The sequence below is a fragment of the Nannocystis punicea genome (genome assembly GCF_026965555.1).
In the GTDB taxonomy this organism is placed as follows: domain Bacteria; phylum Myxococcota_A; class Polyangia; order Nannocystales; family Nannocystaceae; genus Nannocystis; species Nannocystis punicea.
In genome coordinates, this window is sequence record NZ_CP114040.1 from 8,805,281 (window position 1) to 8,826,140 (window position 20,860).

The window sequence follows — 20,860 nt, forward strand, 5'->3', positions numbered from 1 at the left end:
GGTGGAACAACGCGTCCTCATCTACACCCCCCGGGGGCGCGACGGAGAGGTCGTGGCGGCGGTGTTGCGGTCGGTCTCGCTGGAGGTCGTGGCGTGCTCCGATCAACGCGACCTGCTCGGCCGACTCGACGAGGGCGCGGCGTGTGCGATCCTCACCGAGGAGACCCTCGCCGCCGAGTCGCAGGCCAGCCTCCGCGAGTGGCTGGCGCGCCAGCCGGCGTGGTCGGACTTCACCTTCATCGTCCTGGCGCTGCGCCACGCCCGTCGCCGCCCCGCGCACGCGGAGGCGACCCTGCGCGAGCTCGGCAACCTCCTCCTGCTGGAGCGGCCGCTCAACGCCGAGACGCTGGCGAGCGCGGCCAAGTCGGCCGTGCGCGCGCGCCAGCGCCAGTACGCGATGCGCAGCCACTGGGCCGAGCTGGCCGCGGCGCGGGCGGAGGTCGATCAGGCCAACGCCCTGCTCGAGTCGCGGATCGCCCAGCGCACTGCGGCGCTCGCCAGCGCCAACGATCGCCTGACCGCCGAGATCGCCGAGCGCGAACGGGCCCAGCTCGCGCTGACCCAATCGCAGAAGATGGAGGCGCTCGGTCAGCTCACCGGCGGTATCGCCCACGACTTCAACAACCTGCTGCACGTGGTCAGCATGAACCTGGACCTCGTCGACCTGATGACCGAGGACCCGAACATTCATGCCACCAACCAGCGGGCCAAGGACGCGGTCAGCCGCGGGGCGCGCCTGACGGGCCAGCTCCTCGCATTCGCGCGGCGGCGGTCCATGCTGCCGCGAATCAACGACATCCGCGCCGTCTTGCACGAGATGCGGGACCTGCTGGCGCTCGCGCTCGGCGCCAACGTCTCGCTCGAGATGACGACCGGCGCCAAGGAACTGCACGCGTTCGTCGACGCCAATCAGCTCGAGATGGCCGTGCTCAACCTGAGCATGAACGCACGCGACGCGATGCCGGCAGGCGGCCGGCTCCGCGTGCACGCGGCCGTGAGCGACGGCGCGGGCACCGAATTGCCGGTCGGCTCTTACGTGGCGATCTCGGTCCAGGACGAGGGGGTCGGCATCCCGCCCGACTTGCTGAGCAAGATCTTCGAGCCGTTCTTCACCACCAAGCCGGTCGGCAAGGGGACCGGCCTGGGACTGTCGCAGGTCTACGGCTTCGCCAAGCAGTCCGGCGGGACGGCGCGGGTCGAGAGCGCACCCGGGGCAGGCACGACGGTGCAGATCCTCCTGCCCCTCCAGGGCAAGCCCGACGAAGACGAGCGCCGCCCCGAGCCGCCGCAAGCTTCGGACCGCCCGGCGCGCCGCTTCGAGATCCTGGTGGTCGAGGACGACGAGGAGGTCCGGCGGGCCGTGGTCGAGGGCCTGCAGTCGCTCGGCTACGGCGTGGGCGCGGTCGCAAGCGCCGAGGAGGGCCTGAGGAGCGTCGAGCAGGCCGCGCCCGACCTGCTGTTCGTCGACTTCGCGATGGCCGGCATGAACGGCGCCGAGTTCATCCAGACGGCACGCGCTCGCGGGGCGACGATGCCGGTGGTGATCGCCAGCGGCTACGCCGACATGCAAGAGATCGAGCGGCTCATCGACACGCGGTATTTCCTGAGCAAGCCGTTCGACATCGCCGCGATGTCCCGCGTCGTCGCCGACGCCCTCGCCGATCGCTGAGCTCCGAGCCCGGGAACCGAGGCGCGCGGACCGCCGCGGATCTCCAAATTGAGGCAGATCCGAGGCGGCGAGCGGTTCGCCACCAGGTCCTGAAATCACGCGGGCTCACGTGCTCGCAGGACGCTCCCGGGGGAAGCCGGTCTCGACGAACTCGTGGATGTCCGCGCGCATCTCCTCGATCACGACCGCCAGCGCCTCGTCGTCGAGGCCCGCGGTCTCGACCTGCGGCCCGACCCACACGCTCACGGGCCCGCGTGAGAACAACCAGGTGCCCTTGTGGTTGACCTCGTAGGCGCCGTGGACGGCGATCGGGACCACCGGCGCGCCGGCATCGCGGGCCATGAAGAAGACGCCCTGCTTGAACCGCTGGACGTGACCGTCACGGGTCCGATGGGCCTCGGGAAACACCAGGATCGAGATCCCGCGCGCCATGCGGTCGCGCGCGGCCGCCATCAGCGCCGCCGTGCGTCCGCCCGCCTCGGAGGGCACGGGGATCCCGCTGGTGATCCGCATGATCCAGCCATAGGCGGGGATCTTGAAGTGCGAGGCCAGCATCAACCCGCAGAACGGCCCGGGGATGACCCGGCAAGCCACGTGAGCGTCCATGAAATTGACGTGGTTCTGACAGAACACGCTCGGGCGGGTCGGGTCGAACCCGGGGTCGTAGACCACGCGAAAGCGCGGGTAAGCGAGGCGAGTGACGTGCGACATCCCCTTCGCCGCCTTGCGGTTGAGCTGCGGCCCACCGCCGCGCACGAGCGCGAAAACGACGAGGAAGAGGATGACGCCCGTCATCCACGCAAACCCGAGCGTCCAGACGAGGATCGAGGCGAGATAGCGGATGACCCGCGCTGGAAAGGACATGAGCACCTGAGGGAGCGAAGTGAGCGAGCGGACGGACGAACGAAAATGCGAAGTCCGCGCTCGAACGGCGTTTTACCAGAGTATGCCCCCGCAAAGCGGCGAGAACACGTTCTCGTCGCGCGATTCGCCGCACAGATGCAGACCCGCCGAAGGACGCCGAGGATCGCGCCGCTCGCCGGGGCGAACCTCGCGCGGCCTGGCCGCCCACCGCTGCGCGAACGGCAGCGAGAACCTATGATCATAGTGCGCCTACCCATGCCACCCGAAAGCTGCCCTGACAGCAATGCGCATGGAGCTCGACGTCACCCTGCAGAGCTCATCCGCGTCGCCGGCATGACGCACGTCCGGAGCTCACGCGGCTATCCCCAGTCCGACGGCGAGCTCGAGCGCTGGCACACGCGAGCGGGAACAGCTTCCTTGTTCTGCCGGAGAATGACGACATGAAACCATCGAGGCCGCGCCGGGCTGCCAGGCCATTGACAATTTGCCAACCGAATAACTCGCGCGCCGTCGCCGGCTCCGCGCTCTGCTAATGCAAGGACATGACGACGCTGCAGTCCGAACGCTTCCCCGACTGGGAGACCCTGTACCGCCAGCAGCCCGGCGAGACCCTGCCCTGGTACTACGCGGACCTCGACCCCGACCTCGCGGCCGCGCTGCGCGACCACGGGCTCACCCGCGGACGGCTGCTCGACCTCGGCACCGGCCCGGGCACGCAAGCGATCGCCCTCGCCGCCCGTGGCTTCGAGACGACCGGCACCGACCTGTCGGCGACCGCGGTGGCGAAGGCGACCGCGCTCGCGCAGGCGCGCGGGTTCCAGGTGACCTTCGTCCAGGACGACGTGCTCGCGTCGCGGCTGACCGCCAGCTTCGACGCGGTGTTCGACCGCGGCTGCTTCCACGTGATCGACCCGTCGCAGCGCGGCACCTACGTCGACGCGACGGCCGGCTGGCTCGCGCCGGGCGGGCTGCTGCTGCTCAAGACCTTCAGCAAGCTGCAGCCCGACGACGTCGGGCCGCACCGGTTCTCGCCCGACGAGATCCGCACGACCTTCGCGCCGCGCTTCGAGCTGCTGTCGGCGACCGAGACCGTGTACCAGGGCACGCTCGACCCGCTGCCGAAGGCGCTGTTCAGCGTGCTGCGGCGCCTCTGAGCGCGCGCCGACGGCCCCCCGCCGCGACGCGGGCCGCATCCACTCACCCGCGTCGCCGCGGATCTCCGAACGGAGGGCCTGGCCGAGACCCGGACGGACCTGGTTTTTGGCCACCGGACGGCCACCGCCAAGGCCACCCGGGCACCGTGAACCTGGGCGCGGTGCGCGATGCGCCGGCTCGCGTGGACCAGGCGCGTCGGGCTTGCGGGGGCCTGGCCCCTGGGCTAGGGTGCGCGCCGGCTCAGGAGCGGGTTCCGCCACTGAATGTGGCGCCGCGGCCTGCATGACGGAGTCGACGACGACAACGCCTGAACCATCGGCAGCCACGCCGGGCCCGCAGGAGACCTTCGCCGCGCTCTCGCTGGCGCCTCCGCTCGCCCAGGCGCTCGCGGTGCTGGGCCTGTCACACATGACACCGGTCCAGGCCCACGCGCTGCCGAGCCTGCTCGAGGGCAAGGACGTGATCGCCCAGGCCAGCACCGGCAGCGGCAAGACCGTGGCGTTCGGCCTGGCCCTGCTGACCCGCGTCGACGTCGACCTCGCTCGCCTGCAGGCGCTCGTGCTCTGTCCGACCCGGGAGCTCGCCGATCAGGTCAGCACCGTCCTCCGGCGCCTCGCGCGGTTCATCGCCAACCTGAGGGTCGTGACCCTGTGCGGCGGCGTGCCGGTGCGGACGCAGAAGCCGGCGCTTCAGGCGGCTCCCCACGTCGTCGTCGGCACCCCGGGGCGGATCCTCGATCACCTGGCGCGCGACAACCTCGAGCTGTCCGGCCTGCGCGTCCTGGTGCTCGACGAGGCCGATCGCATGCTCGACATGGGCTTCCTGGAGTCCATCACCGCGGTCGTCGAACAGACCCCGAGCTCGCGGCAGACTCTGCTGTTCTCGGCGACCTATCCCGAGGACATCAGGGCGCTGAGCCGCCGGCTACAGCGCGATCCCGTGGCCGTCACGGTCGACGACGTCGTCAGCCGCGCCGATATCGAGCAGACCTTCTTCGCGGTCGAGCCCGCTGGCAAGCTCGACGCGCTCGCCGCCTTGCTGTCGCAGCACCGACCCGAATCGGCGCTGGTGTTCTGCCACACCCGCAACGATGTCCGGGAGGTCAGCGCCCAGCTCGCCAGGCGGGGCTTCTCGGTGCTGGCGCTGCACGGCGAGCTGGAACAGCGCCAGCGTGACGAGGTGCTGCTGCGCTTCGCCAACAAGAGCTGCGCCGTGCTGGTGGCGACCGACGTCGCGGCCCGCGGCCTCGACATCCAGGAGCTCTCGGCGGTCGTCTCGTGGGAGCTGCCCACCGATCCCGATGTCCATCTGCACAGGATCGGCCGCACCGGCCGCGCGGGGCGCAAGGGGCGGGCGCTGGCGCTGTGCTCGCCGTCCGAGCACGAACGGGTCGCGGCGCTCGAGCGAGCGCAGGGGGCCCCGTTCCGCTGGGAGAAGTTGCCCGGCCCCGACGACGACAGGCCGACGCGGCCGCCGATGACGACCCTCGTCATCGAAGGCGGCCGGCAGGACAAGCTGCGCGCCGGCGACCTGCTCGGGGCGCTCACCGGCGACATCGGCCTCCCGGGCGAGGTCGTCGGCAAGATCGACATCCTGGCTCGCCATACCTACGTGGCGATCCGCAGCGACCGCGCAGAGCTGGCATTGAAAGGGCTGCGCGCCGGCAAGATCAAGGGCCGATCGTTTCGCGCCCGGGTGCTGAAGTGACGACGAGCCCGAAGTCCAAAGATCCGCTGCACGGCATCACCCTCGAGGCCATGGTGAACGACCTGGTGGCCTTCTTCGGCTGGGAAGAGCTCGGCCGGCGCATCTCGATCCGCTGCTTCACCAGCGAGCCGAGCGTGCCGTCGAGCCTCAAGTTCCTCCGCAAGACCCCCTGGGCCCGAGCGAAGGTCGAGAGCTTGTATCTCTTCGTCCAGCGCGAGCGCAGGCGACAAGGGATGTAGGGCGCGTGGCCGCAGGCGCCGACGACATGGCGGCGCACATCGGCGGCATGGCGGCATACGTCGACGGATTCGTGGAATCGACGTCCTGGGGCTTCGGGTTTTCTCATGGATACCGCGACGCCCCGCCGAGCGGGGCGTCGGGAGGCCCTCCGCAGGGCCCCCAAGATAGTCGGAGCTGAGGGTTCGCCTCACCCGAATGGGCAGCACTCCTCCTGCTTGAGGGCCACATCGCCGTCGATGCACACGTTCTCGGACGGGCACTGGCCGACCTCCATGTCGCCAATGAGGCACGTGCAGACATCGGCGTCGCACACGAAGCTCTGCGTCGGCGCGTCGGGGCACTCGAGGTTCACCGCGCAATTGACGTCCTCAAAGTCGATGCTCCCGAGGCAGTCCGGGTCGACGGGCTCCTCGCCGAAGCAGAGCTCCGAGGCCACCCGCAGCTCGTAGCACGGGGTGTCCTTGAGTGAGCCGTGAGAATCCCGGCAGCTCAGCCCGTTCACGCAGGTGATCAAGCTGGCCAACGTATCGACGCAATCGTCGGTCAGGCCGTCGAAGTTCCCCGAGCACTCGGCGACGCACTCCGGCACGTCGAGATCCACCCCGCACGCGATGTCGTACTCGCAGCTCGCCTGGCACAGGCCGGAGATGTCGGGTTCGGCTGCGCTCGTGGTCTCGGTCTCGCCCGATGCGCCGCCGGTCGTGTCCTCCGTCGCTGCGGTGGTCGTGTCTTCCGACGCCGCGGTGCTCGTCGGCTGCTCGCCGCCCGTCGAGCTCGTGGTGTCCATGGTGGTCGCCTCGGTGGTCGCGCCGGAGGCGCTCGCGGAGTCGCTCTCCGTCCCGCCCTTGCCGTCGCAGGCGCCGAGGAGGAACAGCAGGAATGAAATGGTCAACGCGGTAATCTTGGAATGCATGCTAAATGTCCTTTATGGCGAAGCGGGGGGCGGCCTGTCGGCCGCCATCGCGTCGCGCGGCCGTGGAGTCGCCGGAGCGAACCAACAAATTGCCGGTCGACGTAAATTTTTCGGACCGTTCGCTGCAGCTCCTCGCGCCTCGACATCGGTGCGAGACGTGACGACAGTTCCCGCGCGACTCACGCTGCGGCGCACGGTGCGGCCTCCTCGCAGGCGGTCGAGGCTATCGCAGCCGCGCTGCAGCACGACCAATCTCGGCGGCTCGGACCGATCGCCCACGAGCTCGAGCGCATCCGAGGCCTTCGCCCTCACCTCGATCGGCGAGGTCGGGCGTCACAGCGCAACCATCGCCCCCCACATTGTGAACCCACCCCTCGACGAGCGGGGCTTCGATGACGCGCACGACAGTTCGCCTGACAGGGCGCTCGTGGCACGCGGGCGCGCTCGACGTGCCAGGCGACGCGATCAGGCGTGGTTGGGCTTGCCCGGATTCAAGTCGTTCGTCAGCGCCGACGCGATCGCGCTCTGGAGAGTCCCCTTGGTGATGATGCTGCCCAGGTCGAGCCCGAGACCGACGAGCGTCTGCGCCAGGGAGGGCCGGATTCCGGTCAAGATCGTCTTCGCGCCGAGCAGCTGCAGCCCCTTGGCCGTGTCGAGCAGCGCGCGCGCGACGCGGGTGTCGAGGTCGCGCAGCCCCGTCACATCGAGGATGACCACCTGAACGTGCGTCGACTGGACGCCTTCGAGCGCGACGGTCATCACCTGGTGGATCCGGTCCGTGTCCATCTGGCCCACGAGCGGCATGACCACGATCCGCTCGGTGATCGGGATGAACGGCGTCGACATCGCCTCCATCGTGTCGCGGAGCCGTGCCAGCGTCCGCTCGAACTCGCCGAGCAGCTCCTTGTACGACGTGACGTCATGGGCCGTGCCGTACACGAGCCGGGTCGACTCGTCCTCGCTCGGGTCCATGTACGCGGTCCAGGCGAGCCACTTGTAGCTGCCGTCCTTGCACTGATAGCGGTTGTCGAAGCGGATGGTCATCTTGCCCTCGAACAGGGCCGTGGCCTCGGCGATCGTCGCCGGGCGGTCGTCAGGATGGACGAACTCGATGAACGGCTTCGCCGTCATCTCCTCGGGGCTCCAGCCGAGGAGCCGCTCCCACGCCGGGTTGGCGTGGCGGAAATACCCGTTCGGGTCCAGGGTGACGAGGAGGCCCACCGAGACGCGGAACAGCTTCTCGTAGACCTTGGCGTCCTGCAGCCTGGGCTCGAGCTGCGACAGCCGCTCGCGGTCGATCGTCACGTCGATCGCCGTCGCATAGATGAGCTGCTCCGACGGCTCCTCCCCTGTGTCCACCCGCGCGGCCCAGCCGAGCCACCTGTACGAGCCGTCCTTGCACAGGTAGCGGTTGTCGAACCGGTCGACCGTGTTGCCCTGGAGGAGGCCGGCCACCTCGGCGAGCGTGGCCTCGCGGTCGCTCGGATGGACGAACTCGATGAACGGCTTGCTCCTCAGCTCGTCGAGGGACCAGCCGAGGATCCGCTCCCATGTCGGATTCAGGACGCGGAAGTGGCCGCTCGCGTCCACGGTGGCCAGAAGTCCTGCCGAGGCCTGGAACATCTTCTCGTAACTCAGCACCTAGTCCTCCCTTGCGCGGCCGTGACTGCGAGCTCTCGCTGCGGGGCGGCCGCCTGTCGCCGAATCCCCGTACTCATATGCGGAAGAGCCTCCCACGCCATGACGCAGGAGCGAACGGCGCCCGCATCATAGCAAGGTCGGCTCTCCGATCATCGGAGCCACTTGTCCCCGAGACGCGATTGTATGTCAAGATCATCCGAACGCGGCTCTGCCGCCGCACCGTGTACGTGTTCGCCGCCGATCGGAACCGCCGCCCGCCCACTGTTGCCAGCCCGCGATGGCGCGAGCAGGTTCGCGCCCGAGCGCGGACGATGATCGCGTCTGCGATTGTTCACTGCGCGCAACGGAGATGAATCGGGCTCGCCTGGTCCCACTGCGCCAGCAGGAACGAATCACGAGGCGCGAGCCTTTGCTCTGGCAATGCCTTCATCGGAGCGTCCCATCGCTGCTGGGCGTCACCCTTGGGCTGCGCGCCCAACGCCGGCGCTCCGCCGGTGTATGGGGCGACATCGACCTCGAGTTCCCGCTGCTCCTCGTCGCAACCGGGGACCCGCGTCGAACCGACGAGAATGGCGAGAAAACACGGACTTTGCGAATGAATGGACATGAAGATCTCCATGCGCCCCGGCTGGCGCGGGCGTGATGCACGAACGGCGCCGATTCGACTGGGCAGGCGACTCGCTCGCCGAAGTCGACTTCGTGTCGATGCCGCGGACGCGCTCTGCCTCGCGGGCTCACGCGCCAGGACGCGCCGCAGGATCGGCTCCTGCGCGTCGGGTCTCGCAGTGAACGCCCCCCGTGGCCGACATGCTCGGCGCTCATGTTCACGACGACCTGCGGCGGGCCCGGTGAACGAGCCCTCCTCGCCCGGCCCGCCGCGCGCTGGCCGCTGGCGCTGTCGAGTGCCGCAGTCTTCCGTCGCCAATCCGCTTGCACCTTCGCCGCGACGACCTACCTTGGCGCCCCGTGCCCACCCATTACGTCGCCCTCGGGGACTCGGCAGGCGCGGGCTTCGGCGTGCCCGCTGGCACGGGTTACGTCGACCGCGTGTACGCGCGCCTGCAGCAGCGAGATCCCTCGGCGCGGCTGCTGAACCTCGCGCGCAACGGCGCGACCAGCGAGACACTGCGCGCCGAGCAGGTGGGCGCCGCCCTCGTCGCGCGACCGACTGTCTGCTCGCTGTTCATCGGCGGCAACGACCTGTGGCGCGGCGTGCTCCCCTCGCACTACGGCCGCAATCTCGAGGCGATCGCCGACCGTCTCGACCGCGCCCGCTGCCCGGTCGTCGTCGGCACGCTGCCCAACATGTCCCATGCGCCAGCCGCGGCGCTCGCCGAGCGCTTCCTCGGGATCGCCCGCGCGCAGATCGAGGAGCGGATCGTCGCCTACAACGAGCGCGTCCGCCGGCTGGCGATCGACCACAGCTACACGCTCGTCGACCTGTTCGGCGCGACCCGCCTCGACGAGCACGCCGAGTACTTCGCGCCCGACGGCTTCCACCCGTCCGCCGCCGGCCACGCGGCGTGGTTCGAGGCGATCTGGCCGACCTTCGCCGCGACCCTCTAGCGCGTCCCGCTCGCACGATCCGCAGTCGCGGGCGACCTCGAGATCGCCGAGTCGCTGCACCGGCCGCGCTGCAGCAGTCCACGACGACGCTGTTCGCGGTGAGCTCCAATGCTTCGACACGGTGGTCCTACGTGACCTCCGAGGCCGGCGGAAGCGTAAATTCCGCCAGGATCTCGGTGTGGACCACGGCCGACTCGAAGTGGGCGGCACGCACATCCCGGTAGCGCTCGTCGGCGAAGAAGCGCTCCTTCGCCGCACGATCGGGGAACACGATCGTGAAGACGCGGTTGCTGCGCTGATCGACGCCGCGCAGGGCCTCCGCCACCACGAAGTCGTGGCGGAAGGAGCCCCCGTGCGACGCGAGGATCGGCGCCATCGCCTCCCGGTAGCGCGCGTAGGCGACCGGGTCCGCGACCACGAGCGCCACCAGCATCGCGTGCCCTCCGCCCTCAGCGTGCATGCGAGTAGCCTCCGTCGACCTCGAGGGTGACGCCGGATACGAACCCTGCCCTCGCCAGGAAGAGCACCGCGTCCGACGTGTCGCGCACCTCGCCGACGCGCCCGAGCGGGTGGATCGACGCCAGCGAATCGGCGTCCTCGATCAGCGGCGTGCGGACGATCATGGGCGCGAGCGTGTTGACCCGGATGTTGTGTTTGGCGAGCTCGGCGGCGAGCGAGACCGTGAGCGCATGGACTCCGCCCTTGCTCGCCATCGCCGCCGACGCCGGCAGCGCGGCCATCGCCTGCTGCACGAGCGCGGCGCCGACGTTGACGATCGAGCCGCCGCCGGCTGCGATCATCAACGGCACCACCGCCTGGGTCACCTGGTACGTCCCTTTCACGTTGGTCGTGAAGAAGCGCTCGAGGTCGTCGACCGTGCTGTCGAGGAACGGCTTGGCGCCGAAGATGCCGGCGTTGTTGACCAGCACGTCCACGCCGCCGAGGTGCTCGCGCGCCGCCACGGCCAGGGCGCGCGCGGTGGCGGGGCTGCCGACCTCGCCCGCGACCGCGAAGACCCGCGACCCGCTGCCGTCGAGCTCCCACCGGACGCGCTCCAGCTTGTCCGGGTCCCGCGCGTTGAGGACCAGCCGGGAGCCCTCGGCGAGGAAGCGGCGGGCCAGGTCGAGGCCGATGCCGCTGCTGGCGCCCGTGATGATGACCCGATCGATTCGATTCGACATGAATACCTCCGTGGGGACAGGTCTAGGCGAGTTCTCCATTCCAAGAAAATGGTATGTTTCGATGAACTCCATTACTCTTGGTTCTGGAGGTTTCTGCGTGACCCACGACCAACTCCTCGCCTTCCTCGCCGTCGCCGACGCGGGCGCGTTCACTGCCGCGGCCTCGACGCTGCACAAGTCGCAGCCGGCGGTGAGCAAGCTGGTGCGCAACCTCGAGGACGAGCTGGGCCTCGAGCTGTTCGATCGCGGGAGCTACCGCGCCACCCTCAGCGACGCCGGCCGCCTGTTCCGCGAGCGTGCGGCCGCGGTCATCGAGCAGGTCGAGGCGCTGAAGAGCTTCGCCCGGGAGCTCGCCGGCGACGTCGAGCCGATCGTCCGGCTCGCCGTCGAGGCGGTCACGCCGCTCGGCTCGCTGATGACGATCCTCCGCGCGGTGGGGGCACGCTTCCCGGCCGTGCGCATCGAGCTCGCGACCGAGCGCCTCACCGGCGCCGCCGCGGCGCTGCAAGAGGAGCGCGCGGACCTCGTCATCGCCACGCGCCTCGGCGTCGCCTCGGCCCGGGTCGAGAGCGCATACCTCCAGAGCGTGCGCATCTTGCCGGTCGCGCGCCGCGACCACCCGCTCGCGACCTGCGGCGCTCCCATCCCGCCGGCGCTGCTGCGGGCGCACGCGCAGATCGTCCTGCGTGACAGCGCCCAGGGCTCCGACGCGCCGTCGCTGAACGTGCTCGCGGGGGGACTGCGCTGGAGCGTCACCGACGTCACTGCGAAGAAGGACATCATCCTCGCCGGCATGGGCTGGGGCGGGCTGCCCGAGCACGTCGCCGAGAGCGAGCTCGCGGCGGGCGAGCTCGTCGTGCTCGAGGTGCCCGAGTTCGAGGTCGACAGGATGGAGCTGTTCGTCCTGCGGCGGCGAGACCGCCCGCACGGCGTCGTGGCGAGCGCGCTGTGGGACGAGCTGAAGCGCTGGGCCGCGGCGGCGCCGGCGAACGCGGGCGGCGGGGCTCGACGCGCGCCGGCGCGAGGCCGGCGCGCGGGTACCCGGACGCACCGTCCACGACGCAAGTAGCGCCGTCGTCGTCACGGCGGAGACGCCGGGCAGCACCGGCGAACGAGCGCCGTATCGGCTCGCGTGAATGCCTCCGAGGAGCCGCCTGCGGACTTGTGGACGTGCAGGTGTCGAGCGACGAGGTCGCGCCCGCAGCCGACGCACGGAGCCCCAGTAGCTCTCAGCGGCGCGCGGGCGGCGGGAACGCCGGCGTCACGAAGGTCGGTGCCGGCAGCGAGAGCTCGGCCGGCAACTTGGCGGTCGCGCCCGAGCGATAGAACTCGAGGATCGCGTCGAACACCTCGGGTCGGTGGCGGGTCATCCGGGTCAGCTGCTCGTGTTGGGCGCGGTGCACGATCATCACGCGGCCGCGCGGGAAGTAGGGCGCGATCTGCAGCATGTTCTCGATCGGCGTCGAGGTGTCCCAGTCGCCGTTGACGAACAGCACCGGCACCTCGCTCGTCGTCGGAGCGCGCAGAGCGTCGCCGAAATCGGGGGTCGGCCAGGCCGGGCGCGAGCTCTCGTGCGGCTCGAAGCTCCACGTGCCGAGGAAGTGCGTCGCCGGATCGTTGTGCAACCGGTGCGCTCGCGTCGCGCTGACGCCGAGCCCCGAATCGATCAGCGGCAGGATCACCGAGGAGAACTTCGACCGGCGGCGGCGCGCCAGCTCCTCCCCCGCCCACCCCTCGTAGTGGCCGTGATACAGCGACAGGATGAACGCCGGCCACGCGTCGGCGTCGTCGGGGAGCAGCGCATTTTGCAGGTCGGCGAGGCCGAGCACCACCGATTCGGTCTTGCCGGTCTCGGGGACGCGGACCTTCACGGTGACCGGGGCACGGGCGAACCGGTCGCGGAGCTCGCGGACCGCGGCCATCAATCCGCCGGGCGGCAGGTACGGCTGCAGGTTCGGCGCGCGGTCGCCGTCGAAGGCGATCCGCTGCAATGCGGCGAACAGGTACGACGGCATGTCGATGCCGTCGTCGAGCGGCTCGACGCCGTACAGCACGGCGCGCTCGACGATCTCCGGGTGCAGCCGCAGGACCGCGAAGCTCCACTGCGAGCCGAAGCTGCCGCCGAGCAGGTTGAGCTTGGCGTAGCCGAGCGCGCGGCGCAGCTCGGCGACGTCTTCGACGCACTCGCGCACATGGTAACCGGACAGATCGTGGTCTGGGTTGGCGGCGATCGCTGCGGCCGCGAAGGCCCGATAGGCCGCGCTCTCCGCCGCCACCGAACTCGGGCGATCGGGCGGCGCGGGCACGGCATCGGGCACGCGCAGGGTGGTGCCGCGGCGCGAGAACCCGCGCTGGTCGAGCACGATGACGTCCGCGACCGCGCTGTAGCGGCGGAAGTTCTCCAGCCGGCGGCGCGCGTTCTCGTCGTTCGCCGTGAACGCGTCGAGGTAGCTGTTACCCGGCCCCCCGGGCAAGAACACGATCGGAGCCGCGCGGGTCGGTCGCGCGGCCCGCAGCCGCGCGAACCCGACGGCGATCACGCGGCTGTTCGACGCGGCGCGATTCTCGAGCACGTGCAGGGTGCCGAGCTCGAACTGGACCTTCTCCCCCGCGGCGCTGGTCACCGCCGCGGGTTCGAGCGAGACCGTCCCGGGCCGGGGTGCGGGAGGCGAGGCGAAGGCAAACAGACCGGCAAAAAGTCGGGCTAGTAGCATCGATACAGAATAATATTCTCGAGCTGTCCGGTATTCTACCGAATAGAATTCGAAACGGAGCCGAAGATGCCCACCCTCGACCGAATTGATCGCGCCCTGCTCGGCCTCCTGCAGAAGGATGCACGGATCTCCAACAAGGAGCTGGCCGCGACCGTCGGCCTCGCGCCGTCGTCGTGCCTCGCGCGCGTGCGCCGGCTCGAGGCCGAGGGCGTGATCACCGGCTACCGCACCGAGCTCGCGCCGCGCTCGCTGGGCCTCGACCTGCAGGCCCTGATCGCCGTCCAGCTCCGCCTCCACGTCGGCGAGGCGTTCAACAGCATCGGCGATCACCTGCGCTCGCTGCCCGAGACGGTCGCAGTGTATTGCCTCGGCGGCGCGACCGACTTCCTCGTCCACGTCGCGTGCCGCGACACCGAGCACCTGCGTGTTCTCACCATCCGCTCGTTCACCAGCCGCCCCGAGGTGAGCCGGATCGAGACGTCGCTGGTGTTCTCCTTCGCGCGCTCGAGCCTGGCCGTCGAATGAGCGGCAGCATGCGACCCGACCGCCCTTCACGTCCCCGCGCTTTCGCCGTCCCCTTGCATCGCCGGGCCGAGCGCCGAAGCCGCCCTGCCCTGATTCGTCGCCCGATCCGCGTCACGAATCGCCGGTGCGCAGATCCTCGGGCGTGCAGGGGGAAGAGAGCAGCTCGCGCAGGAGCTCCCAGCGCCGCCCGGGGCGCTCGTCCGTGCCCCCTTTGCGCGCGATGAAGTCCGCCACCAGGTCGTGGCCGAGGCTGTAGTTGATGACGTAGGTGCGGTCCTCCGCGGCGTTGACGAGGAACCTCTCGACCTGCGGCGGGGAGAGCAGGCGGTAGCGGACGAGATAATCGCGGGTCTGTTCGCGGGTCGCCTGGCCGTCGAGGAAGCGCCGCGCGGCCTCGATGTCGGCGTATCGCAGCCGCCTCGCCAGCGCCTCGACCTGCAAGTAGACCTCGACGCGCTCCGCGGGCAGGCCCGCCAGCGGGAACAGGACGTCCCTCAGGTAGGCCGTCTCGTCGGGGAAGACCACGTGGACCCCGTAGGTCGCGCTCCCCTCGGCGATCAGGGATTGGGGCGAGTAGAGCGGATACACCGCGAACTCCACCCACCCGAGCTGTCGCACCAGGCGCTGCTCGAGCAGCAGGTTGTAGACGTGGTGCCCGGGGTAGCTCTCGTGCGCCGCCACGTCGATCGCGTGGGAGATCGTGATGGGCAGGTCGCTGTTGACCTGGACCAGGCTCCTCCCGTCGCCTCGATACCAGTTGTAGCCGTCCCAGGTCTCCCCCGTCACGAGCTCGAGCGTGACGGACTCGTCCGCGGGGAGCGGAATGTGCTCCTTCGTCCGCCGCCTCGCCTCGGCGATGGACGTCTGGAGCACCCGCTCCAGCTTCGCCGGCGGAATCATGAAGTCCTGGCGGAACGCGTGGAGTCGCTCCGCCAGCGCGCCCGAACCCGGCAGGAGCGCCCCCAGCTCCGCCAGCGCCGCCTCGAGCTCGGCCTCCGCGCGGATCGGCGCCCGCGCCCCGTAGAGCCCCTCGCTCTCCTCGTCGAAGCGCATCGACTCGCCGCTCAGCAACCTCACGCGCACCGCCACCGCGTGCACCTGCCGCTGCAGGAAGCGGCGTCGCCTGGCGACGAGCCGCTCTCGCGGGGCGGCCGAGGCCGCGAGCGCCTGCAGCAGCGCGGCCGCGCGGCGGCCGACCTCCGCGAGCGGCAGTCGGTCGCGCTTCGCCGCCTCGGCCCAGTCGCTCGGGCCGTAGTACGCGTCCACGTAGTCCCGATCGTGCTGGCCGAGCGCGAGCACCAGCTTCACGTACGTCTCCGCAGCCGCGTCCAGCGAGACGGCGTGGCCGGCGTCGGAGGCCGGGCGCCGGCCGGCGCATGCCTGCGCCAGCACGGCGGCGAGGGTGAGGGCGAACGAGCGCCGTGAGGTCATGCGGCCCAGTGTTAACGCAATGGCGCCCGAAGACCAAGGAGGAGCACCGACCGCGAGCCGGCGCGGCGTCTGCCCCCGAATCGGGCCTCGATCCACCGTCGTGGCCGCGAGCCGCCACCGGCCCGTCATGTCGACATGGCGTCGGATATTCCTGTCCCTCGGGGCATGTCATTCGTACGGACGACATTGCCCGCCCCGAGGTCCGTCCCCTCGTACTCGTCGCAATCGACGGGATCGGGGGCTCCTCGATCGCCGAGGTTCCACTGGAAGATGTTGCACGACATGGAGGTCCGGCGGGCCTTCGCCGAATTCGCGCACCTCGACGCGACCTCGTTGCTCGCATTCCCGCGGCGCACGGATACGTGGTAGAGCCCCGGAGTTCGGGGGACTCGGCGCGCTCTTCTGTCCGACGAGGCGAGCGAGCGAGCGCCGTTGCAATTGTGCGCGAGGCTCGGGTAACCTCGTTTCATGACCGGCGCCGCAGAAGAGAGGATTGATGCCCTGTCCAAGCGCGTGGCCGAGCTCGAGGAGCAGGTCGCGGCGCAGGAGCGCATCATCGCCGACCTGCGGGCGAAGGAGAGCCTCGACGAGGAGCGCCAGCAGATGCTCGCCGCGGTCGAGAACTGCGTCGATTTCATCGGCATCTGCACCCTGGACGGTCGCACGATCTACCTCAACGCGGCCGGTCGCAGGTTGATAGGATTCGACGTCGACGCGGACATGCGGGGCTTCGACGTCACGAAGGTGCTGACCCCGGAAGCCACCGATTACTTTTTAAAAAGTATCGTCCCGGCGCTCCATGAGACCGGGCGCTGGGAGGGTGAGCTCGAGTTCAAGCACCTCAAGACGGGCGAGGCCTTCCCCACGCAGTACAACGCGTTCATCGTCCGCGATCAGCGGACCGGACAGCCGCTGGGCATCGGGGCGGTCACCCGCGATTTGCGGGCGGCGAGGCGGGCCGAGGAGGAGCGGCGGCGACTCCAGGACGAGGTCATCCAGGCGCAGGCCGCCATGCTGGCGGATCTCTCGACGCCCCTCATCCCGATCAGCGACGACGTGGTGGTGATGCCGCTCGTCGGCAGCGTCGACGCGACGCGCGCCGGGCAGGTGATGGAGAGCTTGCTGGCGGGGATCTCCGGCCGCAACGCGAAGGTGGCCATCCTCGATATCACCGGAGTGCCGAAGGTCGACGCTGCGGTCGCCGAGGCGCTCGTACGCGCCGCCAGGGCGGTGCGGCTGCTCGGCTCCCAGGTGGTGCTCACCGGGATCCGACCCGAGGTCGCCCAGGCCCTCATCGGCCTCGGCGTCGATCTCGGCAACATCGAGACCCGCGGCACCTTGCAGAGCGGGATCGCCTTCGCCATGCGGCGACTGTAGTCGCAGCTCCAGCCGGCATTGCTGCGAGCGCGGCCTCGAGGGCCGATTGGCGGCCGTCCGCCGCGCAATCATGCCACCGCGTGTGCACGCGTCGCCTCGCCCGCCCCGATGTACGCCGGCCCGCGCGGAGCACCTGCACGCGGCGCCGCGATCGAAGCTGGGACGTCGAGCCCTCATGCGTGGCCGGCGAGCGGTGTCTCAGGGCCTCGGCTGACCACACGGCGCCGCGAGGCGGCAATCGTACATATGTCCCAAGGGACACATTATCGACCCAGAGCGGCGTAGACCGGCGTTTCAGCGGCCGCGCGATCGCCGGGGCGCGCTCCCGCCCGCGGCGCTCGGTGCACGCGCGACGACGATCGCGGCACCGATGATATAGATGCAAGCATGCACAACACTCCGCGCATTCTCGCCCTCCTCGCCCTCCTCGCCCCCGTCGCTTGCGACGTCGACGACGAAACCGCGACCCAAGTCGGCGAAGGCGTCATCGGCATCGGCCTCGATTCCACCGAGCTCACGGAGCTCGACATCGACGAGCTCACCGACGCGGTCGATCCCTCCTTCGCGTGCAGCGACGCCGGCTGGGACCCGGCGTGGGCCGCGTTGGAGGACCAGGTGCTCACCCTCGTCAATCAAAAGCGCGCCGCCGGGGCCGTGTGTGGCGGCGTCACCAAGCCGCCGGTGCCGGCCGTCACCGCCCAGGCCCAGCTTCGCTGCGCCGCCCGCAACCACTCGAAGGACATGGGCGTCAACAACTTCTTCAGCCACACCGGCTCGAGCGGCTCGACCTTCACCCAGCGGATCACCGCCGCCGGCTACGTGTGGACGGCCGCCGGCGAGAACATCGCCGCCGGCTACGCGACCGCCGCCCAGGTCGTCAACGGCTGGATGACCAGCACCGGCCACTGCAACAACATCATGAACGGCAATTACAAGCACCTCGGCATCGGCTACTATTACGCGTCCGGCGCCACCTACAAGCATTACTGGACGCAGGACTTCGGCAAGAACTGACGCCCTCGCGCCGCGCCTCGGGGCATCGCCGTCCGCGCCGCGGACGCCGCGGTGCCCCGTCGCGTCGCGCCGCTCAGCCGACGTCGAGCTCGATGGTGAAGTTCTGGTCGGCCGCGGTGAGGTACTCGTCGTACCACGGCGAATAGGTGCGCACGTGCATCGTCCGCCCGTCGGGCTCGAGCTCGAGCAGGCGGAGGAAGCCCTCGCCGCCCATGGGGCGGTGCTGATAGTTGGAGAGCATCTGGTGGACCACCTGGCCGTGGTCGTTGACGCTGGCGAGGTACCCGGCGCCGTCGCCGAGGACGTGGCCGTTGAGCGTGAGGACGAAGCGGTGCTGGCGGACCAGCTTCTGCCACAGCTCCTCGCCGTCGTTGACCCCGCCCATGGTGTCGTAGTGGTGCGGGTTGTAGGCCTGCGAGTGAGCGTCGTCGGTGTGGTCGTAGCGGCGGTCGTCGTGGTTGAGGTACGCGTGGGTGACGAGGATCCCCAGGCGCTCGGGGTACAGCCCCATCACGTCGTTGGCCCACTCCACGACCCCGTCGCGCGGGCCCCACTCGAGCAGCAGCGCGACCCACGAGTGCCCGCCGGCGTCGAACAGGTGGAAGGTGTTGTCGAGCTTGCCCGGCTCGTACGAGCCGCCGAAGCTCGGCATCAGCTCCGCGTCGTCGAACGAGAACCACTGGTTCAGCAGCGTCTCGCGGGTCGACGCGTCGCCCGACGGTCCGTAGTCGTGGTTGCCGGGCACGACCCCGTACGGCACGATCCCGTCGAGCTCGGCCATCGCCGCGCTGGCCCGCTTCCACTCCGATTCCTTGTTGTACTGGACCAGGTCGCCGAGGTGGAACGCATAGGCGATGTTGCGATCGACCGCGTTGCGGGCGATCCACTTGGTCTGGCTGTTGAACACCCCGGGAAAACGCAGCGAGTAGTACTGAGTGTCCGGCAGCACCACGAAGGTCGTCGAGCCCTCGACGAACAGCGGCAAGGGCGGCGGCCCGGGCGGCAGATCCGGCTCCGGCTCCGGCGGCTCGGGCCCCTCGGGCGTGGTCTGCAGCGCGCACTTGGCGGCCACGCCGGCGAGCTCGTACTCGCGGCTCCAGACGCCCTCGGGGCCCGGCTCCTGGCCGGGAATGCCAGGGCACGCGCCGCGCTGCGGATCGTCGACCTCGTCGCCCTCGTCGGCGCCGTCGGCCGCGGTGTCCGGCAGCCCGCCGGGAGAATCCTGCAACACGTCCTGACAAGCGGCGATCGACAACGCGACGGTGACGAGACCCAGGCGCCGAGCTCCATCCATGCCTCGATCGTACCGGCGCCGCGATCGGCGGCGACGCGGGCGTGCGACGACTCCCGTCGCCGTCTCGCTGACCGATCCGACAGATTACCGCCCCGATATGTTCGCACCGCGACGTCTCTGGCGAGGAATCACGCGAGCGAGGCGGACGACGAATGTCGCCCGACGATCTGCGCACCGGTGGTCAAAAGGCCGATCGCGATCCGGCGTCGGGCAGTCTGACCGCGGCGACAGACGAGCGACGCCCGGCGTGGACTGTCTGCACGCCCCGTCGCCCGAATTGTCGCGCCGCCGGAGATCTGCGCCGCCGCGCCGCGGACACGGCGCCGGCCTCGCAACGTCGGCGCGAGTCGTACCCGCGCGTCAGCCCGCCGCGGGCGCCGGGCTCGCAGGCGGCTCATTCTCCGGCGGCACGACGTAGAGCGTCCGGCTCGGGAACGCGAACTCGTAGCCGAGCTCGCGCATCTCGCGGAGCAGGTCGAACAGCAATTGCTGGTGCTGCGCGACGAACACCGCATAATCGGCGGTCGTCAACCAGTACGAGAGCTCGTACTCGATCGCCGACTCGCCGAGCTCGACCAGCGCGGCGCGCTCGAAGCGGACCTGCTCGCGCCGCTCGACGGCCGCGCGCAGCAGCGCCGGCAGCCGCTCGACCAGCTCCTGCGGCGTCGAGTAGACCACGCCGATGCGCAGAGCGACCCGCCGCTCCTGCATGCGGGTGAAGTTCTGGATCCGGCTCGACAGCAGGTCCGTGTTCGACAGCACCAGTTCCTCGCCGCCGGCGCCCGCCAGGACCGTGCTGCGCATGCCGATCCGCCGCACCGTGCCGGACATCTGGCCGACCTGGATGGCGTCGCCGGGGGCGAACGGCTTGTCGACGATGATCGAGATCGACGCGAGGATGTCGCCGAGGACCTTTTGCACGGCCAGGGCGACCGCCACGCCGCCGATGCCGAGGCCGGCCACCAGCGCGGTGATGTCGATGCCCATCGCCGACAGCACCACCAGCACCACGATCGACCACACCACCACGAGCCCGGCCAGCCGCAGCAGCGCCTGGGCGATCGGCGTGACCTGCGGCGACGCCCCCCCGGCTTGCACGTGGCGGGCGAACCGGCGGTCGACCAGGTAGCGCACCACCGTGCTGGCCCACAGCCCGCCCTGGATCATCCCGCCGATGATCAGCGCAATGTGCACCCGGTGGTCCCAGCGCTCGGGCAGATCGAGCGTCACCGTCGCCAGCCGCAGCCCGATCAGCGCGAAGAACCACCCGCGCGAGCGCTCGACCAGGTCGGCGATCGCGTCGTCGACGTCCGACTCCGTCCGCATCGCGTGCTTGCGCAGCCGCCTCACCGCCGTCCGCCGCACCAGCAGCAGCGTCGGCGTCAACGCCAGCAGGATCACCCCCGCCGCCAACCATTGCAGGCCCGTGATCCCGAGCCAAGTCCGCTCCAAGAGCCCTTCGAGGACCTCCCGCATCGCCGGCGAGCTTAACCGACTTCGTCGCGCGCGCCACGCCGGGGCCGAGGGTTGCGCGGGGCCCGGGGTGCACTCATGGACATGTCTTTCAGG

The 20,860-nt window shown here is 70.2% G+C and carries 19 protein-coding genes; 9 read left to right on the forward strand and 10 right to left on the reverse strand.

Going from position 1 to position 20,860, the window contains the following annotated elements; genetic code table 11:
- The first annotated feature begins 1 nt into the window (after position 1).
- Positions 2 to 1,669: an ATP-binding protein gene (locus tag O0S08_RS33670; RefSeq protein ID WP_269033527.1), complete on the forward strand. Its 1,668-nt coding sequence runs from the start codon at positions 2 to 4 to the stop codon at positions 1,667 to 1,669.
- A gap of 105 nt (positions 1,670 to 1,774) precedes the next feature.
- Here the strand turns inward: O0S08_RS33670 and O0S08_RS33675 are convergent, their stop codons facing one another.
- The gene (locus O0S08_RS33675; RefSeq protein ID WP_269033528.1) at positions 1,775 to 2,533 is read right to left on the reverse strand and encodes a lysophospholipid acyltransferase family protein; all 759 of its coding nucleotides are present in this window, start codon (positions 2,531 to 2,533) and stop codon (positions 1,775 to 1,777) included.
- 542 nt (positions 2,534 to 3,075) lie between these two features.
- Between O0S08_RS33675 and O0S08_RS33680 the strand changes: the two genes are divergently transcribed.
- The 3 genes from O0S08_RS33680 to O0S08_RS33690 all read left to right on the forward strand — a co-directional run bounded on the left by O0S08_RS33680 (position 3,076) and on the right by O0S08_RS33690 (position 5,634).
- Positions 3,076 to 3,687 carry an SAM-dependent methyltransferase gene (locus O0S08_RS33680; protein ID WP_269033529.1) on the forward strand — a complete coding sequence of 204 codons (612 nt, stop codon included), beginning with the start codon at positions 3,076 to 3,078 and terminating at the stop codon, positions 3,685 to 3,687.
- 283 nt (positions 3,688 to 3,970) lie between these two features.
- Complete coding sequence (dbpA, locus tag O0S08_RS33685; protein WP_269033530.1) at positions 3,971 to 5,395, forward strand: ATP-dependent RNA helicase DbpA; 1,425 nt, start codon at positions 3,971 to 3,973, stop codon at positions 5,393 to 5,395.
- The gene (locus O0S08_RS33690; RefSeq protein WP_269033531.1) at positions 5,392 to 5,634 is read left to right on the forward strand and encodes a VF530 family protein; all 243 of its coding nucleotides are present in this window, start codon (positions 5,392 to 5,394) and stop codon (positions 5,632 to 5,634) included. Before dbpA ends, O0S08_RS33690 begins: the two co-directional genes overlap by 4 nt.
- A gap of 188 nt (positions 5,635 to 5,822) precedes the next feature.
- Here O0S08_RS33690 and O0S08_RS33695 read toward each other — a convergent pair whose 3' ends face one another.
- The 3 genes from O0S08_RS33695 to O0S08_RS33705 all read right to left on the reverse strand — a co-directional run bounded on the left by O0S08_RS33695 (position 5,823) and on the right by O0S08_RS33705 (position 8,808).
- Positions 5,823 to 6,548, reverse strand: a complete 726-nt coding sequence (locus O0S08_RS33695; protein WP_269033532.1) for a hypothetical protein — start codon at positions 6,546 to 6,548, stop codon at positions 5,823 to 5,825.
- A 465-nt stretch (positions 6,549 to 7,013) separates the two neighbouring features.
- The gene (locus tag O0S08_RS33700) at positions 7,014 to 8,189 is read right to left on the reverse strand and encodes a PAS domain S-box protein (RefSeq protein WP_269033533.1); all 1,176 of its coding nucleotides are present in this window, start codon (positions 8,187 to 8,189) and stop codon (positions 7,014 to 7,016) included.
- 331 nt (positions 8,190 to 8,520) lie between these two features.
- Positions 8,521 to 8,808: a hypothetical protein gene (locus O0S08_RS33705; protein ID WP_269033534.1), complete on the reverse strand. Its 288-nt coding sequence runs from the start codon at positions 8,806 to 8,808 to the stop codon at positions 8,521 to 8,523.
- A 347-nt stretch (positions 8,809 to 9,155) separates the two neighbouring features.
- Here O0S08_RS33705 and O0S08_RS33710 point away from each other — a divergent pair, with 347 nt between their 5' ends.
- The gene (locus tag O0S08_RS33710; protein WP_269033535.1) at positions 9,156 to 9,755 is read left to right on the forward strand and encodes an SGNH/GDSL hydrolase family protein; all 600 of its coding nucleotides are present in this window, start codon (positions 9,156 to 9,158) and stop codon (positions 9,753 to 9,755) included.
- 127 nt (positions 9,756 to 9,882) lie between these two features.
- Here O0S08_RS33710 and O0S08_RS33715 read toward each other — a convergent pair whose 3' ends face one another.
- Both O0S08_RS33715 and O0S08_RS33720 read right to left on the reverse strand, forming a co-directional pair.
- Positions 9,883 to 10,215, reverse strand: coding sequence for a DUF1330 domain-containing protein (locus O0S08_RS33715; protein ID WP_269033536.1), 333 nt, complete (start codon positions 10,213 to 10,215; stop codon positions 9,883 to 9,885).
- On the reverse strand, positions 10,205 to 10,936 hold the full coding sequence (locus O0S08_RS33720; RefSeq protein ID WP_371879566.1) for an SDR family NAD(P)-dependent oxidoreductase: 732 nt from the start codon (positions 10,934 to 10,936) through the stop codon (positions 10,205 to 10,207). The genes O0S08_RS33715 and O0S08_RS33720 overlap by 11 nt, the downstream gene beginning before the upstream one ends.
- Before the next feature lie 97 nt (positions 10,937 to 11,033).
- Here O0S08_RS33720 and O0S08_RS33725 point away from each other — a divergent pair, with 97 nt between their 5' ends.
- The gene (locus tag O0S08_RS33725) at positions 11,034 to 12,005 is read left to right on the forward strand and encodes a LysR family transcriptional regulator (protein ID WP_269033538.1); all 972 of its coding nucleotides are present in this window, start codon (positions 11,034 to 11,036) and stop codon (positions 12,003 to 12,005) included.
- 160 nt (positions 12,006 to 12,165) lie between these two features.
- Here the strand turns inward: O0S08_RS33725 and O0S08_RS33730 are convergent, their stop codons facing one another.
- Positions 12,166 to 13,560 (reverse strand): alpha/beta hydrolase, encoded by a 1,395-nt coding sequence (locus tag O0S08_RS33730; protein WP_269033539.1) that lies wholly within the window; start codon positions 13,558 to 13,560, stop codon positions 12,166 to 12,168.
- A gap of 156 nt (positions 13,561 to 13,716) precedes the next feature.
- On the opposite strand from O0S08_RS33730, the gene O0S08_RS33735 reads away from it, so the two are divergent.
- Positions 13,717 to 14,175, forward strand: a complete 459-nt coding sequence (locus O0S08_RS33735) for an Lrp/AsnC family transcriptional regulator (protein ID WP_269033540.1) — start codon at positions 13,717 to 13,719, stop codon at positions 14,173 to 14,175.
- Positions 14,176 to 14,286: 111 nt separating this feature from the next.
- Here the strand turns inward: O0S08_RS33735 and O0S08_RS33740 are convergent, their stop codons facing one another.
- Entirely contained in the window at positions 14,287 to 15,606 is a 1,320-nt protein-coding gene (locus O0S08_RS33740) for a hypothetical protein (protein ID WP_269033541.1), read from the reverse strand.
- A 468-nt stretch (positions 15,607 to 16,074) separates the two neighbouring features.
- On the opposite strand from O0S08_RS33740, the gene O0S08_RS33745 reads away from it, so the two are divergent.
- Positions 16,075 to 16,983, forward strand: coding sequence for an STAS domain-containing protein (locus tag O0S08_RS33745; RefSeq protein ID WP_269033542.1), 909 nt, complete (start codon positions 16,075 to 16,077; stop codon positions 16,981 to 16,983).
- A 387-nt stretch (positions 16,984 to 17,370) separates the two neighbouring features.
- Positions 17,371 to 17,997, forward strand: a complete 627-nt coding sequence (locus O0S08_RS33750; RefSeq protein WP_269033543.1) for a CAP domain-containing protein — start codon at positions 17,371 to 17,373, stop codon at positions 17,995 to 17,997.
- A 73-nt stretch (positions 17,998 to 18,070) separates the two neighbouring features.
- On the opposite strand, the gene O0S08_RS33755 is transcribed toward O0S08_RS33750, so the two are convergent.
- Positions 18,071 to 19,291: a metallophosphoesterase gene (locus O0S08_RS33755; protein WP_269033544.1), complete on the reverse strand. Its 1,221-nt coding sequence runs from the start codon at positions 19,289 to 19,291 to the stop codon at positions 18,071 to 18,073.
- Positions 19,292 to 19,651: 360 nt separating this feature from the next.
- Positions 19,652 to 20,767: a mechanosensitive ion channel family protein gene (locus O0S08_RS33760; RefSeq protein ID WP_269033545.1), complete on the reverse strand. Its 1,116-nt coding sequence runs from the start codon at positions 20,765 to 20,767 to the stop codon at positions 19,652 to 19,654.
- Positions 20,768 to 20,860 lie beyond the last annotated feature (93 nt).

Bases quoted from the DNA above. Each gene is read 5' to 3' on its own strand.
- O0S08_RS33675 (WP_269033528.1), bottom strand. From the start codon at position 2,533: ATGTCCTTTCCAGCGCGGGTCATCCGCTATCTCGCCTCGATCCTCGTC.
- O0S08_RS33680 (WP_269033529.1), top strand. From the start codon at position 3,076: ATGACGACGCTGCAGTCCGAACGCTTCCCCGACTGGGAGACCCTGTAC.
- O0S08_RS33755 (WP_269033544.1), bottom strand. From the start codon at position 19,291: ATGGATGGAGCTCGGCGCCTGGGTCTCGTCACCGTCGCGTTGTCGATC.
- O0S08_RS33715 (WP_269033536.1), bottom strand. From the start codon at position 10,215: ATGCACGCTGAGGGCGGAGGGCACGCGATGCTGGTGGCGCTCGTGGTC.
- dbpA (WP_269033530.1), top strand. From the start codon at position 3,971: ATGACGGAGTCGACGACGACAACGCCTGAACCATCGGCAGCCACGCCG.
- O0S08_RS33735 (WP_269033540.1), top strand. From the start codon at position 13,717: ATGCCCACCCTCGACCGAATTGATCGCGCCCTGCTCGGCCTCCTGCAG.
- O0S08_RS33720 (WP_371879566.1), bottom strand. From the start codon at position 10,936: ATGTCGAATCGAATCGATCGGGTCATCATCACGGGCGCCAGCAGCGGC.
- O0S08_RS33695 (WP_269033532.1), bottom strand. From the start codon at position 6,548: ATGCATTCCAAGATTACCGCGTTGACCATTTCATTCCTGCTGTTCCTC.
- O0S08_RS33740 (WP_269033541.1), bottom strand. From the start codon at position 15,606: ATGACCTCACGGCGCTCGTTCGCCCTCACCCTCGCCGCCGTGCTGGCG.
- O0S08_RS33705 (WP_269033534.1), bottom strand. From the start codon at position 8,808: ATGGAGATCTTCATGTCCATTCATTCGCAAAGTCCGTGTTTTCTCGCC.
- O0S08_RS33745 (WP_269033542.1), top strand. From the start codon at position 16,075: ATGACCGGCGCCGCAGAAGAGAGGATTGATGCCCTGTCCAAGCGCGTG.
- O0S08_RS33750 (WP_269033543.1), top strand. From the start codon at position 17,371: ATGCACAACACTCCGCGCATTCTCGCCCTCCTCGCCCTCCTCGCCCCC.
- O0S08_RS33760 (WP_269033545.1), bottom strand. From the start codon at position 20,767: ATGCGGGAGGTCCTCGAAGGGCTCTTGGAGCGGACTTGGCTCGGGATC.